Source organism: Flavobacterium praedii, assembly GCF_026810365.1.
Lineage (GTDB): Bacteria > Bacteroidota > Bacteroidia > Flavobacteriales > Flavobacteriaceae > Flavobacterium > Flavobacterium praedii.
Window position 1 is genome coordinate 225,866 of record NZ_CP113948.1, and the last position, 14,893, is coordinate 240,758.

General features: G+C 32.1%; 11 protein-coding genes. 7 read left to right on the forward strand and 4 right to left on the reverse strand.

Going from position 1 to position 14,893, the window contains the following annotated elements; genetic code table 11:
• Window positions 1-2 precede the first annotated feature (2 nt).
• The 7 genes from iadA (at window position 3) to OYT91_RS01130 (ending at window position 8,808) form a co-directional block, all read left to right on the forward strand.
• The gene (iadA, locus tag OYT91_RS01100) at window positions 3-1,154 is read left to right on the forward strand and encodes a beta-aspartyl-peptidase (RefSeq protein WP_281239150.1); all 1,152 of its coding nucleotides are present in this window, start codon (window positions 3-5) and stop codon (window positions 1,152-1,154) included.
• A gap of 24 nt (window positions 1,155-1,178) precedes the next feature.
• The gene (locus tag OYT91_RS01105; protein ID WP_281239151.1) at window positions 1,179-2,546 is read left to right on the forward strand and encodes a putative porin; all 1,368 of its coding nucleotides are present in this window, start codon (window positions 1,179-1,181) and stop codon (window positions 2,544-2,546) included.
• Between the two features lie 20 nt (window positions 2,547-2,566).
• The gene (locus OYT91_RS01110; protein ID WP_281239152.1) at window positions 2,567-4,096 is read left to right on the forward strand and encodes a M14 family zinc carboxypeptidase; all 1,530 of its coding nucleotides are present in this window, start codon (window positions 2,567-2,569) and stop codon (window positions 4,094-4,096) included.
• A gap of 5 nt (window positions 4,097-4,101) precedes the next feature.
• Window positions 4,102-5,385 carry a hypothetical protein gene (locus tag OYT91_RS01115; protein ID WP_281239153.1) on the forward strand — a complete coding sequence of 428 codons (1,284 nt, stop codon included), beginning with the start codon at window positions 4,102-4,104 and terminating at the stop codon, window positions 5,383-5,385.
• A gap of 49 nt (window positions 5,386-5,434) precedes the next feature.
• Window positions 5,435-6,220, forward strand: a complete 786-nt coding sequence (locus OYT91_RS01120; protein ID WP_269223460.1) for a lamin tail domain-containing protein — start codon at window positions 5,435-5,437, stop codon at window positions 6,218-6,220.
• An 878-nt stretch (window positions 6,221-7,098) separates the two neighbouring features.
• Window positions 7,099-7,251 carry a hypothetical protein gene (locus tag OYT91_RS01125; RefSeq protein WP_281239154.1) on the forward strand — a complete coding sequence of 51 codons (153 nt, stop codon included), beginning with the start codon at window positions 7,099-7,101 and terminating at the stop codon, window positions 7,249-7,251.
• Between the two features lie 93 nt (window positions 7,252-7,344).
• A complete protein-coding gene (locus tag OYT91_RS01130) occupies window positions 7,345-8,808 on the forward strand; it encodes an aminoacyl-histidine dipeptidase (RefSeq protein ID WP_281239155.1) in 1,464 nt (487 codons plus the stop codon).
• Window positions 8,809-9,080: 272 nt separating this feature from the next.
• Here OYT91_RS01130 and OYT91_RS01135 read toward each other — a convergent pair whose 3' ends face one another.
• The 4 genes from OYT91_RS01135 to OYT91_RS01150 all read right to left on the reverse strand — a co-directional run bounded on the left by OYT91_RS01135 (window position 9,081) and on the right by OYT91_RS01150 (window position 14,842).
• Window positions 9,081-10,376, reverse strand: a complete 1,296-nt coding sequence (locus OYT91_RS01135) for a DUF389 domain-containing protein (protein WP_281239156.1) — start codon at window positions 10,374-10,376, stop codon at window positions 9,081-9,083.
• 239 nt (window positions 10,377-10,615) lie between these two features.
• On the reverse strand, window positions 10,616-10,789 hold the full coding sequence (locus tag OYT91_RS01140; protein WP_269223458.1) for a hypothetical protein: 174 nt from the start codon (window positions 10,787-10,789) through the stop codon (window positions 10,616-10,618).
• 220 nt (window positions 10,790-11,009) lie between these two features.
• Window positions 11,010-12,614 carry a PepSY domain-containing protein gene (locus OYT91_RS01145; protein WP_281239157.1) on the reverse strand — a complete coding sequence of 535 codons (1,605 nt, stop codon included), beginning with the start codon at window positions 12,612-12,614 and terminating at the stop codon, window positions 11,010-11,012.
• A 65-nt stretch (window positions 12,615-12,679) separates the two neighbouring features.
• Window positions 12,680-14,842, reverse strand: a complete 2,163-nt coding sequence (locus tag OYT91_RS01150) for a TonB-dependent receptor (protein ID WP_281239158.1) — start codon at window positions 14,840-14,842, stop codon at window positions 12,680-12,682.
• Window positions 14,843-14,893 lie beyond the last annotated feature (51 nt).

Sequence of the window (14,893 nt, forward strand, 5' to 3'; positions counted from 1 at the left end):
ATATGCTAAAACTAATTAAAAATGCAGATGTATATACTCCAGAATCAATAGGAGTTAAAGATATTTTATTGGCAGGAGATAAAATAGTAGCGATAGAGAACTCTATTCCGAATTCAGATCTATATTCTCAAGTGTTTGATTTAAAAGGAAAAATACTTACTCCTGGATTGATTGATCAGCATGTTCATATTACCGGTGCAGGAGGTAAACATGGATTTGGATCCATGACTCCAGAAATTATGTTGTCTGAATTTATTGCTTGTGGAACTACTACTGTTGTTGGTTTGTTGGGCACCGATGGAAGTGCAAGAAGTATAAAAACACTTTATGCTAAAGCAAAGTCTTTGGAATCAGAAGGGATATCAGCCTATATTCTTACCAGTTATTTTGGATTGGATGCCGTAACTTTTACAGAATCTGTTCAAGATGATATGATTTTTATTGATAAAGTAGTTGGATGTAAAATAGCCATAAGTGATGAACGCTCTTCTTATCCTTTAGAAATTGACCTTCTTAGATTTTTAAAACAAGTACGGGTTGGTGGTTTGATTGCCGGAAAAAAAGGAATTTTACACATTCACTTAGGCGCTTTAAGTTCTAGAATGGATGTTTTATTGAAAATTGTAAAAGAATATGAATTTCCAATAGAACATATATCTCCAACACATGTTGGAAGATCTCTTCCTCTTTTTGAACAAGCAATTGAATTTGCAAAATTAGGAGGTATGATAGATATTACTTCTGGTGGTACAAAATATACAGATCCGTATAAATCAGTTTTATATGCTCTTGAAAAAGGAGTTTCTATTGATATGATGACATTTAGTAGTGATGGAAATGCAGGAATTGGGATAATGGATGAAAACGGTAGGACAATAGGATTTAAAAAAGCGCCGATTAATCTTAATTTAAAACAAGTACTATTATTGATTAAAGAAGGAAACGTGCCAATTGAAGAAGCCTTTAAATTAATAACAGCCAATCCTGCTAAAAACTTAGCCTTAAAAACAAAAGGTCATATAAAAATAGGATATGATGCTGATTTTTGTGCTTTTAATTCTGATTTAGAATTAACAGATGTTTTTGCAAAAGGAAAGCAAATGATGAAAGAAAAAGAGATTATAGTATTTGGAAATTTCGAATCCCAAAAATAGTGTGTTATTTAAAGTGAAAATACTATGAGTCAAATAGATAAAAAACTTTTGTTTTTAATGTTAATTTGTTTTTTCTTAAGCCTAAATGCTTGGGCTCAAGATGAAGATATGCAAGAATCTGTTCAGTCTGAGGATACAGAATATGATTCTGTTATTACAAAGTATGATACTGAAAATAGTAGTTTAGTACGAATCAAAAAAAATTACAAACTAGGAGATGGAGTAACTTTTATTACCAAAAATGGGAGTTTTAATATTACACAAAGCTTACAAACTTTGTATAATATGCAAACTCCAGATGAATTTGATTCTTTTTCTTCTCAATTTCGTATTAGAAGAGCAAGAATGAAAATGAGTGGAAATGCTTTTGATAATAAATTGTATTATAGATTTAGATTGAATTTTGCTTCGAATTATCAGAGTGCTACAAGTGGGGCTAGATCCTATAATCCTGTTCTTCAGGATGCTTATATCGAATATAGGCCAACACCAAACCAAAGAATTAATTTTGGATTGCGAGCAGATTATATTGACACAAGAGAAATTCGTTTTGAAGGGGAAGTGTTAGGATTTGTTGAAAGAAGTGCTGTTCCAGATGCTTTTGATGCGATTTTTGATTATGGAATACGATATACAGGAACTTTTAGAGTATTTAATAAACAATTGATAAAACCATACGCTTCTATTACTACTGGTGAGGGAAATGCAGCTCTTCAGCAAAATTATGGAGGTTTTAAATATGGTGTTCGATTAGATTATTTACCTTTTGGTGAATTTACAAAATCAGGAGAATTTTACATGGAAGATATGATCCGTGAACCAAAACCTAAATTAGTGTTTGGTGGAATTTATAGTTACGCAGATGGAGCATCTTCTGCAAAAGGCACAAATGGAGGGCGTTACATATATGGAGGAACAACAGAAAACATTCTTCTTCCAGATTATATAAAATATGGTGTTGATTATTTGTTTAAATACCGTGGTTTTTATTCCTTAGGTTCATTTGTAAAGACCAAAGCTACCGTTCCAAGTGGAATTGCCGGAGAATTTAATCTTTCGGGCGTTTTTGTACCCTATAAAAATGAAACTCCAGAGCAAATACAAAATAAAGTATTATCAAGGCTAAATCTAGGATATGGGTATAATATTCAAGCTGGTTATTTATTGCCTTCAGATATTTCATTTGGTTTGCGTTATTCTCATTTATATCAAGACCAACAATCTGCTAGTTTTGCGGCTTTAAATAACTTTTACTCTTTTGTGGCAACAAAATATTTTTCAGGAAAATCATTTAAACTTCAAGGAGAATTAGGTTATCAAGAGTATGCCGAACCAACTTTATTAGCTAATGGAAGTTATTTAGCCCAAATAATGTTAACCATTGTATTATAATTTATTAAAAAGAGGGATATATGAAAACCTTATTATATTATTTGTTTTTTTCAATTACTGCAACATCCTGTTTTGCACAAGAAAAAAATGGGATCTATGAAAAATTCTTCACAGACCCTGTTCAGGATATTCCTTTTCCGATTGCAAAAGGAAGCTCATACTATTCAGGGTATCAAAACACACTGGATTATATCAACCGTTTGACTGTTTCATATCCTGAATTAGTAACTGTAAGTAGTATTGGAGCCTCTCAAAGAGGTTATAAAGTACCTTTAGTCATTTTTTCTAAAAAAAACAATATCCCCGAACAAGATAAAATTCGTGTTTGTTTTCTATCTAGCGTTCATGGTGATGAACCTATAAGTACAGATGGGATGTTGTTTTTAATGGATCAATTGAGTAATAATGACAAATACAGTCAAGTTCTTGATAATATTATTCTAGAAATAATCCCAATTGTCAATGTTGATGGCTATATTGATGATAAAAGAGATTCAAATAATGGAACTGATTTAAATAGAAACTTGACGATTTTAAATGTAGTCGAAACCGTAAATTTAAAAAATGCCATTAATAAATTTAACCCTCATATTGTCATTGATTTCCATGAATATGGGCCAGCTAGAAAAGATTTTTTAGAAATAGATGATTGTCTTACATCTAGTTATGATGCCATGTTCTTGTATACGGGGAATTTAAATGTAAACAATTCTATTCGGAAAGTGATAGTTGATGATTTTGTAACACCAACAAAATTAAAATTAGAACAAAACAACAGAAAAGTAACTGACTATCTTACAACTGCTTGGAAGGATCAAGAAGTAATCTTAAATATTGGGGGGAACAGTGCAAGATCAAGTGCCACAAATTATGCTTTGCAAAACCGAATTTCAATTTTAATGGAAATCAGAGGAGTTTCTGAAAAAGAAAAAGCGGCTAAAAGAAGAATTGAAACTTCATTTTTAACTGCACTATCTTATTTGGAAATTGCGGGTCAAAAAAGCGATTTGATAAAGGCAGCAATTCAAAAAGCAGATTTAGAAACTATAAACGAAGGAAGTGATATTGTATTAGAATCAGAATCCGAAAAAATAGATTTCCCTTTTGTATTTGTAAATACTTGTACAAATGAATATCAAACCATAACTTTTCAAGCTAATTTTAATATTAAGCAAAAACCGTTGGTGACCAGAAAAAGACCGGATGGCTATTTGTTAGTAACGAAAAGCAAGCAGATTTTTAAAATTTTGGATGCCTCGGGAATTGTCTATCAAGTTGTAGATAAACCAAAAAAAATCGAAGTTGAAACATACAACCAATTAGATAAGTTCAAATTTGAAATTTCTAATGAAACAATTGAAATTCCAACAGGTACAATTGTAATTAATGAACATCAAAAAATGGGTAATGTAATTATAGAATTAATGGAACCTGAAGAGAAAAACTCATTTGTATTTAATAATCTTCTCAAACCTTTTAAAGGGACAAATAAATTAAGAGTTTATAGAATCAACAAAGATCAAGTTTTACAATTACAAAACAAAAACTAGTTATTATGCGAAAAATATTATTTCTATCTTGTGTTATACTCTTGTTAATGGTCAATAGTATAACAGCACAAAAAAAGACAGCCAATAAAGTTGAATTGGACTCTACTTTGCTCTATATAAATGGAAAAGGTCTGTTCGTAAATCTTGGTAAAAAAGAGAAAACAGTATTGAATTTCTCTACAGCAATACAAACTGGAGGAGCTTATTCCCAGTTGGAGAATGCTTCGGGAACCCAACATACCGATAGGTTTTCTATCAATTTAGCACGTATTTATTTTACAGGATCATTTATAAATGAAAAAGTTTTGATGGGATTAACAACTGATTTTACAGGAACTACAGGTATTCTTGAGGCTTGGGTTGGTGTAAACTTTTTTGAGAAACATTTATTAGTATCAATGGGACAAAGACAAACAAAGACAAACAATAGATTAGCCCTTTCAGATGAAAGATTTGGGCAAGAATTAGCACAAACTATAGACGGTACTTCTAAAGATGGAGTTGCTTATGGTGGTTTGATGCAGAATTTTGTAGGAGCTACCAGAGAGGACGGGTTGTTTTTTGATGCTAATTTTTCTATTAATAAAATGAGAATATATCCTTCAATTGCTGTAACCACAGGTAATGGTCAAGGAATAAATTCTACCCAAGAAAATTTAGGATTTAAATATGGAGGGCGTCTTGATATTATGCCTCTGGGTGATTTTAAATTTAATAATGCCTTTATAAGTCATGATATGTATTATGAAACATCACCAAAATTCGCTTTTGGAATTGCAGGTAGTTACAATGTTCAAGCTAGCCATGCTACGGGTTCTGGTGCTAATCAAATTACAGGAATTTACGATGCTAACGGAAATATAGACTATGCCAATTATGCAAAAATTGTATCTGATTTTATATTTAAATATAAAGGATTTAGTTTTATCAGTGAGTTCACAAGCGCTGCTGTAAAGGGGAAAAATTTATATATAGACTCAGCAGGAAACAAAGAATTTACAGCACTTTATTCCAGTTCAAAATACAATACAGGTACTGTATTTAACCTTCAGTCTTCGTATATGTTTAAAAGTGGTTGGGTAATTGATACTAGATTCACAAATATCAATCCGGAATACTCTGTTCAAGAATCACTGATTCAAAAACAAAATTGGTACACTTTTGGTATCAATAAATACAACAAGTATAAAAATTTAAAAATAGGTATTAATACTACTTATATTGATAATTTTAATACTGAAACAAAATACAATTGGTATAGTAATTTAGCGGTCCAATTTATTCTCTAAACATAATAGTATTTAAAAATAAAATATTAATAATAAAACAGTTTTTATTATGAAAAAATTAAAAGTCTTTCTATTAATTGCTTTTTCGTTTTGTATGGCATGTACATCTGAAATTAAATTTGATAAAAAAGAGGAACCAATTCCACCTGATAATCCTGCAATATCAGATTTAATAATATCTGAATTGGCTACTTTTATAAATACAGATGCAACAGCAGGAGGTAAGCGAAATGGTTATATTGAATTGTATAATGGAACTGATAAAAGCCTTGATTTAAGTAATTATGCCATCGGTTACCAAGCCTCTACTGATGAAAAAACATTAGTAGAATGGAGTTTTACTAATAGTGCAAACGTATTATTATTAACCGGTATTGTTGATGCTGAAAAAACCTATGTGATTGCATCGCCTCAGGCAGATCCTTCTGTAGTACCAAGTGATCAATTGTGGGGAACAACAAGTACAGCCAATGCAGATGCTAGTAAACCACTACAGCTAAGTGGGAATAGTGCGATTGCTTTGCTTAAAAAAGATGCCGCAGGAACCTATTTAATTGCTGATGAATTGTATAAAATTATTGATGTATTTGGTGCTCCAAATGTTTCAAGGGTTACATCTACAGGTAGTAGTAGTTCTAGGAATAATTTAATGTGGCCTACAGCAGGCGAAAATGATGATACTCGAAACCGAACTTTTTGGAGAAAAAACACCGTAACAGAGCCTAATTCTAATTGGGAATTAAGCCGAGGAACAAATGCATTAGATTCAGAATGGATTCTCTCATTAGAAAGAAAATGGGATTATTCAAATATTGGAAAATTCACTAATATTTAGATTTTTATGATGTTTTCTGTTAATTTAAATTTATTTAAACTATCAAAAAATTTAAATGTTTGTAGTTATTAGTCCCTTCTTCGGAGGGGATTTTTTTGTAGTTGAATTTTGAATTGAATTCATTTTGTTGGTCAACTTTTTTTGAAGGACAGCAATATAAACACCTAAAATTAATTTTTCTCATTTTTATTTAAAGCATTTTGCGAGCAATTAACTATCCAGAGGATTTGAAATAAAAAAACTGAAACAGTTTATGGATTATTTTTTTTCACTCTTCTTTCGAAATTTAATTTTGGTCATGATAAATCCAATACCTAAACATAAAAGATCTTTACTCAAAAAAACAGTACTTTAAAAAATAGATGAATAAGCATAATTTTGGTTACTCTTAAAAACGCATTACTGCATTAGAACAAAAACGGAATGATATACAATCACTATTTGGTTAAACAGATTGGTATTATTGATTGAATTTTAATACCATTAGTGAATGTAAAATAGTCCAAAGATGCGAAATTATTTTTTTTCAAGACAACGATAAAAATCATTGCATAGCCTTAGCTATGGAATTATTTTTTGAGGACGTATTGGAGAAAAAGAACGAGTAGATTGGACTATTTTATATGTGCTAATGGTATAAAGTTATAAAAATTGTGTTTTTTAAGAAAAAATTTGCTGGAATATTTATTATGATTAAATTTTTTATCTCATGTGAACAGTTGTTCTATGTGCTCTTGTGGCTTTAATTTCCTGCAATGGTGTAAGATTACAAAGATTAGTTATGAGAGTATTTAACAATTGATTAAGTGTAGGAAATGATGTTAGTTGTTAATAGAGTATAAGATTCTAGATTTTTAAGCAATGATTAATAACGAAAAATGCCTGCTTTAGCCCCGATAGAAGTGAAAATCCTTATGTGTCATGGTTTGACACATAAGATTGCAACGGATAGCGGGAGTATGGTTCTAAGAATGCCAAATGCTTCTGCTATCCAAAATAATATCCAAAATAATATTCAAAATGAGGTTTAAAATAAATTAAAACTTTTATAAAACTAGCTTAGTAGTTTGTAACTTTGAGGTTTTATTATTTTAAACCTTTTTAATTAAAAAATATACAATAGAATGAGTCAAGAGATAAGAAATCTAGAACCAAAAGCACTTTGGAACAAATTTGCCGATTTGAATGCGGTACCTCGTCCTTCCAAAAAAGAAGAACGTGTAATTGAGTTTATGAAAGACTTCGGTAACAGTTTGGGGCTGGAAACTTTTGAAGATGAAATCCGAAATGTAATTATCCGTAAACCAGCCACTGCAGGTATGGAAAACAGAAAAGCGCTTGTTTTGCAAGGCCATTTAGATATGGTACACCAAAAAAATGCAGATACTGTTTTTGATTTTGACACTCAAGGAATTGATATGTATGTAGATGGAGATTGGGTTCGTGCTAGAGGAACTACGCTTGGTGCCGATAACGGTCTTGGAGTGGCTACTATTATGGCAATTTTAGAAAGCAAAGACATTCCGCATCCTGCTATTGAAGCTTTGTTTACTATCGACGAAGAAACTGGAATGACTGGTGCTTTGAACCTAAAAGGAGGAATTCTTCGTGGTGATATTTTATTGAATTTGGATACCGAAGAAGATGATGAAATTGGTATTGGATGTGCCGGCGGAATAGATGTTACTGCCACTGCCGAATATGATGAAGAGGAAACCCCAGAAGGTTCTGTTGGGTATTCTATAAAGGTAAAAGGACTAAACGGAGGGCATTCAGGAATGGATATTCACAAAGGTCTGGGGAATGCTAACAAAATCATGAACCGTTTGTTATTTGATGGTTTTGATAATTTTGGACTGCAGATTTCTGAAATCAACGGAGGAAGCCTTCGCAATGCAATTCCGCGCGAAAGTACAGCGAAAGTAATTATCGCAGCTGTTTATGACGAAGCTTTTGTATTCGATATGCAACAAATTGTAAACGAAATAAAAGCAGAGTTTCAAACTACTGAACCAAATCTAGAAGTAGTTTTCGAAAAACTAGATACTGTTCCTGCCATGGTGATGCCATCAATCGCTCAATTTTATTTTGTTCGCGCGATGTACACAGCACACAACGGAGTTTATAGAATGAGTGCCGATTTTGATAATCTTGTGGAAACTTCCAATAATATTGCTAAAGTTGTACTAGGTGAGGGCAAACTTTCGGTACAGTGTTTGACGCGTTCTTCAGTAGAATCGTCCAAATTTGATATGGCAAATGCTTTGCGTTCTGCATTTGAATTAATGGGTTGCGAAGTGGAATTCTCCGGTTCATATCCTGGTTGGTCCCCAAATCCTAAGTCGGAGATATTAGATGTTTTGGTTTCTATTTATGAAAAACAAAATGGAGAAAAACCAAATGTAGCCGCTTGTCATGCTGGTTTAGAATGTGGGATTCTAGGAACGAACTATCCAGAAATGGATATGATTTCTTTTGGACCAACGATTCATGGTGCACATTCTCCAGACGAAAGAGCCAGTATTTCTTCGGCTCAAAAATATTGGAAATTTGTATTGGAAATTCTAAAAAATATTCCAGTTAAATAAAAGTAAAGTGGTCAGTTTTCAGTTTTTTAGTGTTCAGTAATAATTAGAACTGAATATTAAAAAACTGACCACTGAACACTAATTTTTTAGTCTCTTTTCGGGCTATTTTTCTTTTCTCTCTTTTCTTCCTTTTTTTCTTTAGCAGTTTTAAGAGGTTCTTTTTTTGCCGTTTTCTTGGCATCTTGACTTTTTGACATGATAGTATGTTTTGAGTTATTTTTTTAAATCTATTCTAGTAAAGGTACGTCTTTTTTTATTGATACTATTTCAACCTATTCTTGTTGTCTGTAAACTTCTACACTGTCTTTTTCCAATCTTTGTTTTAGCCAAACCACTAACTTTTTTTTAGAATCCAAATTTAAATCGGTCTTACTTTTGTATAATAATACGGGAATGGTTTTGTCTTTACTTGTATATTGGGTTAAGGCGATCGGTTTAATTTCAGGAAATAGAATTATGGCTTCATTGCTTACTTTGATATTATTGACTTGAAAATCGGTAATCTTTTTTTGTAAACTTTGAATTAATTCGTCTTTGTCGTCACCCGTTTTTTTATAATTGCCAATAGTATTTAAAATGTCGTTCTTTAAATCAAAAGTATCTTGTTTAATAAGCAGTTGAGTGTTTAATAAATTATACTCTTTTAATTTCTGATTTAGAGATTTAATTTCCAATGGATTGAATTTTTTAGCCAAAAATGCCAATTCAATTGTTTTTGGGTTGGCATTGTAATCCGTTTTTTTATAAATGAGAGTGTAGTCTTTTTGGGGAAATTCGGTTTCGATAAATCTTTGAGTTCGTTGAACGTATTTTTTTTCATCAAACAAACGGTAAGCAAAATAAATACTAGGAACAATCATAATTAAGAGAAGTGCTGTAATTCCTTGTTTTACTTGTTTTTGATGTTTTAAATCGATTTGTTTTGCTATGGGATATTTTAAAAACTTAACAATGACGAAAGTCGCAATACAGATAAAAACACAATTGATGGTATACAAATACAAAGCACCTCCAAAAAACAAATAATTTCCAGTTGCCAATCCGTAACCCGCTGTACACAAAGGAGGCATCAAAGCTGTGGCAATAGCAACTCCTGGAATGGGATTTCCTTTTTCGACTCTAGTCACAGCAATTACCCCAACCAATCCTCCAAAAAAAGCAATTAAAATATCATAAATATTAGGAGAAGTTCTCGCCAAAAGCTCCGATTGGACTTCTTTGAACGGGCTGATATAAAAATATAGTGTCGAAACCGTTAAGCTAACAATTGTTGCTATTGCAAGGTTTTTTATGGACTTTTTTACCAAGTCAAAATCATACATGCCCAGTCCAAAACCAGCTCCAACAATAGGTCCCATCAATGGAGAAATCAACATCGCTCCAATTATAACGGCTGTAGAATTGACATTTAATCCAACAGATGCAATAACAATGGCACAAGCCAAAATCCATAAATTGGAACCTCGGAATGAAATATTGCTGATAATGTTTTCTAACACTTTATTTTGGTCTTCTTCTCCTTTTTGAAGATCAATGAAATTTAAAAATTTATTTATTATTTTATTCATTACCGTTGTTTTTATTTGGTGTAAAAAAGCGTTTTCAATAATTAATAAAGTTACTTTATTGGTCCCAGATATAGTTTAAAACTATGTACTGTAGTGCATTTGCTTTAGCTTCTAAAAATTTCAGCCACAAATTACACAAATTCACACAAATTAATTAGTGCTAATTTGTGTAATTTGTGGCAAATAAATAAGTGTTACAACCTTGCAGACTTTTAGTCTGCCAACCAAATCTATGGACTTTAAGTCCATAGTGGTTTAGTTACAGTTACAGAACGATGCAAACTCAATTCATCCGAAACGAAATAGGTCATTCCTTGGTTAAGTTTGAAGAGTTCCCTGTTTTCTAATTCACAATTAAATTTACCTTTCAAAAAAGGTACGATATCTGCTTTTGGACACCAATGGTTTGACATATAATCATCGGAATAAAAAATTTTTGAATTTAAATCGATTCGTAATAATTTGGTTAATATTCAAAATTGTTGCCTTTTTATACATCCAGAAAAAGTAAAATTAGTGAATTCGTGGCTATAAATTAATATATTGAATGGTTACATTAAAAGTAAATTTAAGGAATAAAAAAATCCCCAACTAGTTATAATTGGGGATTAATCTCAAAAACTGAATTTGATATTACTTTTTCTTTAAAAATAAAATTAAACCAAGTACACTAACAATTAAAACAGTTAATGCTGCTAAAACCATTGTCAAATCGCGGATGTTTTTTCCAGCCCAATCCATAAACAAAAATTTATGAAATATGGCAAAAGAATACCCTTCTACTTTATCTGAATTTTGAATGGCAGCTGCTAATCTAGATGTAGCTGTTTCTATAAAATAGGTAGTTTTTTCTGGCGTGTCATATGCTAATTTTATTACGGGCAATCGTTTATTGACAAAGCCATATTCTCGACTTTCAAAGTCGCTTAAAACTTTAGTTTCTAATAAAGGAATGTTTTCTAAACTTGTTTTTTCTGTTGTTCCGCCTTCCATTTCACAACAAGCCTCTTTTGTAACGGTGTCACTAAAAAAGGAAGCCAAAAATTTGGCGTATTCTAAATCAAGGTTTGGAGCTACTTTATTTGTTGTTGTATTGATATAAAGAATTTCCGATTTTGGATTTTCTTTTTTATCCCATTTGGATTTTGAATCTATTTTGGGTGCCTCATATTTTTTATTTTTGGCTAATGTCAATTGGCATCTGTAATAAATGCTGTCATTTAAAGTAACGAGGCTTACATTTTCTATTCGTTTCCAGTCAACAGCTATAGCATTGTTTGGAGTTTGAATGTCTTTTGTTTCAAAAATAGGTTCATACACCATTTTGTCTAAAGTGTATGGTTTCCATTTGGTTGTAGCATGATAAGCTCCGCTAAAGGCAAATGTCAAGGTGAATAAGGAAACCCAAATTCCGATTTGGCGGTGGTATTTTCTGAGGCCTTTTTTAGGAGTTAAACTGTCTGTTTTTTTGAATTGCTTCCAAAATAAACCATAGATTATAATTCCGCTAATAGCCGAAAGGAAGATGATGGAAAGAAACAAAAACATCACAACAATACGAATACTGTTGTTGGTAATCCAATCAATAAAAGCCCAATTATGGAAAGTGTCAAAAAACCAGATAAAAACTTGTCTTGATTTCGGGTTGTAAGTGGCCAATTTGCTTGATGCCGTTTCAACATAAACTTGCATTCCGTCTGGACGATCAAATGTTGTCTTGTAAACTGGTAAATACCGATTGACGTATTTGTATTGAGCCGTAAATTGGGTTATTAAATCCGTTTTGCTTATTGTACTTTTTTGATCGTCTAGAAAATAACGGGATAGCCAATTTGCATATTTTTGGTCTCCATTTTCCAGTTTTTTTGCATCTAAAGTTTTAAAATAGATCAATTCGTCGTTTACCGTTTTTACTTGATAAAAGGTTGAATTGTCAAATGATACGATTCGGAAATTTTTGAATGCGGTTATTTTATTTTTTTGTAAAACCTCTTGGATTGAAATAACTAATTGAGATTTATCAATTGGTTTTACTTCAAGACGTTCGTTGGCTATTTCTGGTTTGAAAAAATGCGCCATAAAAGGATGCATTAATCCAGATAATGTCCAGAAAATAACTGGAATTAGTGTAATGATTCCTATTGTACGGTGCCATTTGTACATTTTTTGTTTCAATTTTTTGACTAGTTTGGAATCTTTCTTTTTTGAAAGTTTTTCTTCTTTTAGTGTATTGTTCATTGTTTTCTTTTTGAATTATATAACCCTTTCAGAGTTCAAAACTCTGAAAGGGTTGAATAAATTAGTTATTTTCTTAATGAAAAATTATATTGCAAACCTATTAAAAATGTTCTCGGAGCTGCAGCAGTATAAGTGGGTTGAGAGGTTGCAGTATTTCCTCGAGTTACGTTATAGGCATATAATTTGTCCGTAAGATTGATTATGTTTCCATAAATTTCAATTCCCTTCCATTCGTATCCAGCTCTGAAATTAAAAATATCATAACCAACATATTTTACGGTATTGATTTGATCTTGATAATATTTACCAACCGATTGCCATTCTATCGAAGTTCTGAATTTTGGTAACCAATTTGGGTAATAACTGATTTCTGAATTTCCAGACCATCTAGGAGCTTGAGGCATTTCTTTTCCATCCAAATTTCTCAAAGGATCTGTTGGAAAATCAGAAACTTTAAAATCTATAAAAGTATGTTCGGCAATAGTTCCCCCAAATCGAATATTCAACTGATCCGATAAAAATTTGAAATTTCCTCCAAATTCAATTCCTTTATGTCTCGTTTCACCAGCAGAACGATAATCGGTAGAGTTATCTGGCAAGCGAATGCTCAATAATTCGTTCTTGCCTTCCATGTAATAAACGGCATAGTCAAAGTTTAATTTGCCTTGAAAAAAGGATAACCAACCTCCAATTTCATAATTATTGAATGTTGCCGGTTCTAAGTTATAATAAAACGCAGCAGGTTTTCCTGATGTTCCTCCTGTTCCTGTTTTGGCTCTAAAAATAGAGGTGATGCCTGGAGGAGCAAACCCTTGGGAATAATTTCCGTAAATTCCAGTAAATGAAACAGGATTATAGTTGGCACCCGCTTTGAAAGTAGGTTTGTCATATATTTTGGTACCTGTAGAAAGGTCAAGTGCATTATTGTAATCTGCTTTTAGGTTGTCATAACGAGCGCCTGCAGTTATAACCAATTTTTCAAAAGGGTTGATGCTTACTTGTGTATAACCTGCTGTGTTAAAAATGTCAGCGGTGTAGTCTGATAATTTTACATCGGGACGTTCGGCTGTAATCTCATAATAATTAACCGTTTGCTTCCCTGGAGTTCCTGGGTTAAGATTGGCTTTCATTTCTAGTAAATACGCCCAATAGGTTACTGGAGAATAATCATAAAGTGCTCCAACAACAATTTTTGTGTTTAAAAAACTAAATTTTTGTATGTGTTGACCAATTGCACCATAGCTTTTGAAATTATTAGAGTTGACTTCTCCTTTTGCTGTTGTCGGGTTTACTGTAGGACTCCATTTAATTCCATAGGATGGATTTTGTCCTAATTTATTGTCTCTATGATAAACGGTTAAATAACTATGGGCATTATCATTCCAATCGTGTTCCAAAGTCAATCTAGTTCTTAGAGCATCTGATTTTCGATACGTAAAATCGGTGGTGCTTTTATAGGTTCTATTATAAAAAGCAGCTTCATTAACACTTCCGCTCATATCAGAATAGTATTTGCCCCACATCGTATTACTGATTAATCGAGTTTTATTGTTTATGTTGTAATCAATTCTAACGTTTATATTGTCTTTTTTGTAATCAGAATAAGTCATCCAACCGTTTTCCTGTAAACTTGAAATTCCAGCGATATTGAAACCAACTTTGCCTACTGTTGCTCCACTTGCTACTTGAATTCGTTTGTAACCCCATTGGTCTGCTTGAATTCCAAACTTGAATTCAGGTGTAACGGGAGGATGAATAGAAATTAAATTAACAGTTCCTCCAACTGCTTCTGGTCCATATAAAGAGGAAGCTGGGCCTTTTATAACTTCTATACTTTGAAGGTTGAATTGGTTGATTTCTAATAAAGCATTGTGGTTGAAAATTCCCATTGGGCGAATAGGTAGGCCATCTTCAAGATATAAATAATAAGCATTGGTGGTCATGGGTTGACGAATAGACATCATGTGTTGTTCGTTACCAAGGTTTACCATCGTCACTCCTGGTGTTTTGTTGATAATTTCATAAGCAGCTACTGCCTTGGTTTCGTTAATGGTTTTGGCGGTTAATTTACTAATAGCAGCTGGAGTTTCTTTTCGATGAGTAGCAGAACGATTGGCAGTAATAAAGATAGTCTCAAGTTCTTCGGTTTTTGAGGAGTCTTTTTTAGTATTATTTTGTGCAATGGAAATTTGCCCCAATAGTAAAAGGGAGAATAGAATTTTCTTCATTTTTGATTTATATAAATTTTGGGTAATAACAAATGTTTCATTGACTTTAAG

Bases quoted from the DNA above. Each gene is read 5' to 3' on its own strand.
- OYT91_RS01150 (WP_281239158.1), bottom strand. From the start codon at position 14,842: ATGAAGAAAATTCTATTCTCCCTTTTACTATTGGGGCAAATTTCCATT.
- OYT91_RS01125 (WP_281239154.1), top strand. From the start codon at position 7,099: ATGCCTGCTTTAGCCCCGATAGAAGTGAAAATCCTTATGTGTCATGGT.
- OYT91_RS01130 (WP_281239155.1), top strand. From the start codon at position 7,345: ATGAGTCAAGAGATAAGAAATCTAGAACCAAAAGCACTTTGGAACAAA.
- OYT91_RS01120 (WP_269223460.1), top strand. From the start codon at position 5,435: ATGAAAAAATTAAAAGTCTTTCTATTAATTGCTTTTTCGTTTTGTATG.
- OYT91_RS01135 (WP_281239156.1), bottom strand. From the start codon at position 10,376: ATGAATAAAATAATAAATAAATTTTTAAATTTCATTGATCTTCAAAAA.
- OYT91_RS01110 (WP_281239152.1), top strand. From the start codon at position 2,567: ATGAAAACCTTATTATATTATTTGTTTTTTTCAATTACTGCAACATCC.
- OYT91_RS01140 (WP_269223458.1), bottom strand. From the start codon at position 10,789: ATGTCAAACCATTGGTGTCCAAAAGCAGATATCGTACCTTTTTTGAAA.
- OYT91_RS01105 (WP_281239151.1), top strand. From the start codon at position 1,179: ATGAGTCAAATAGATAAAAAACTTTTGTTTTTAATGTTAATTTGTTTT.
- iadA (WP_281239150.1), top strand. From the start codon at position 3: ATGCTAAAACTAATTAAAAATGCAGATGTATATACTCCAGAATCAATA.
- OYT91_RS01145 (WP_281239157.1), bottom strand. From the start codon at position 12,614: ATGAACAATACACTAAAAGAAGAAAAACTTTCAAAAAAGAAAGATTCC.
- OYT91_RS01115 (WP_281239153.1), top strand. From the start codon at position 4,102: ATGCGAAAAATATTATTTCTATCTTGTGTTATACTCTTGTTAATGGTC.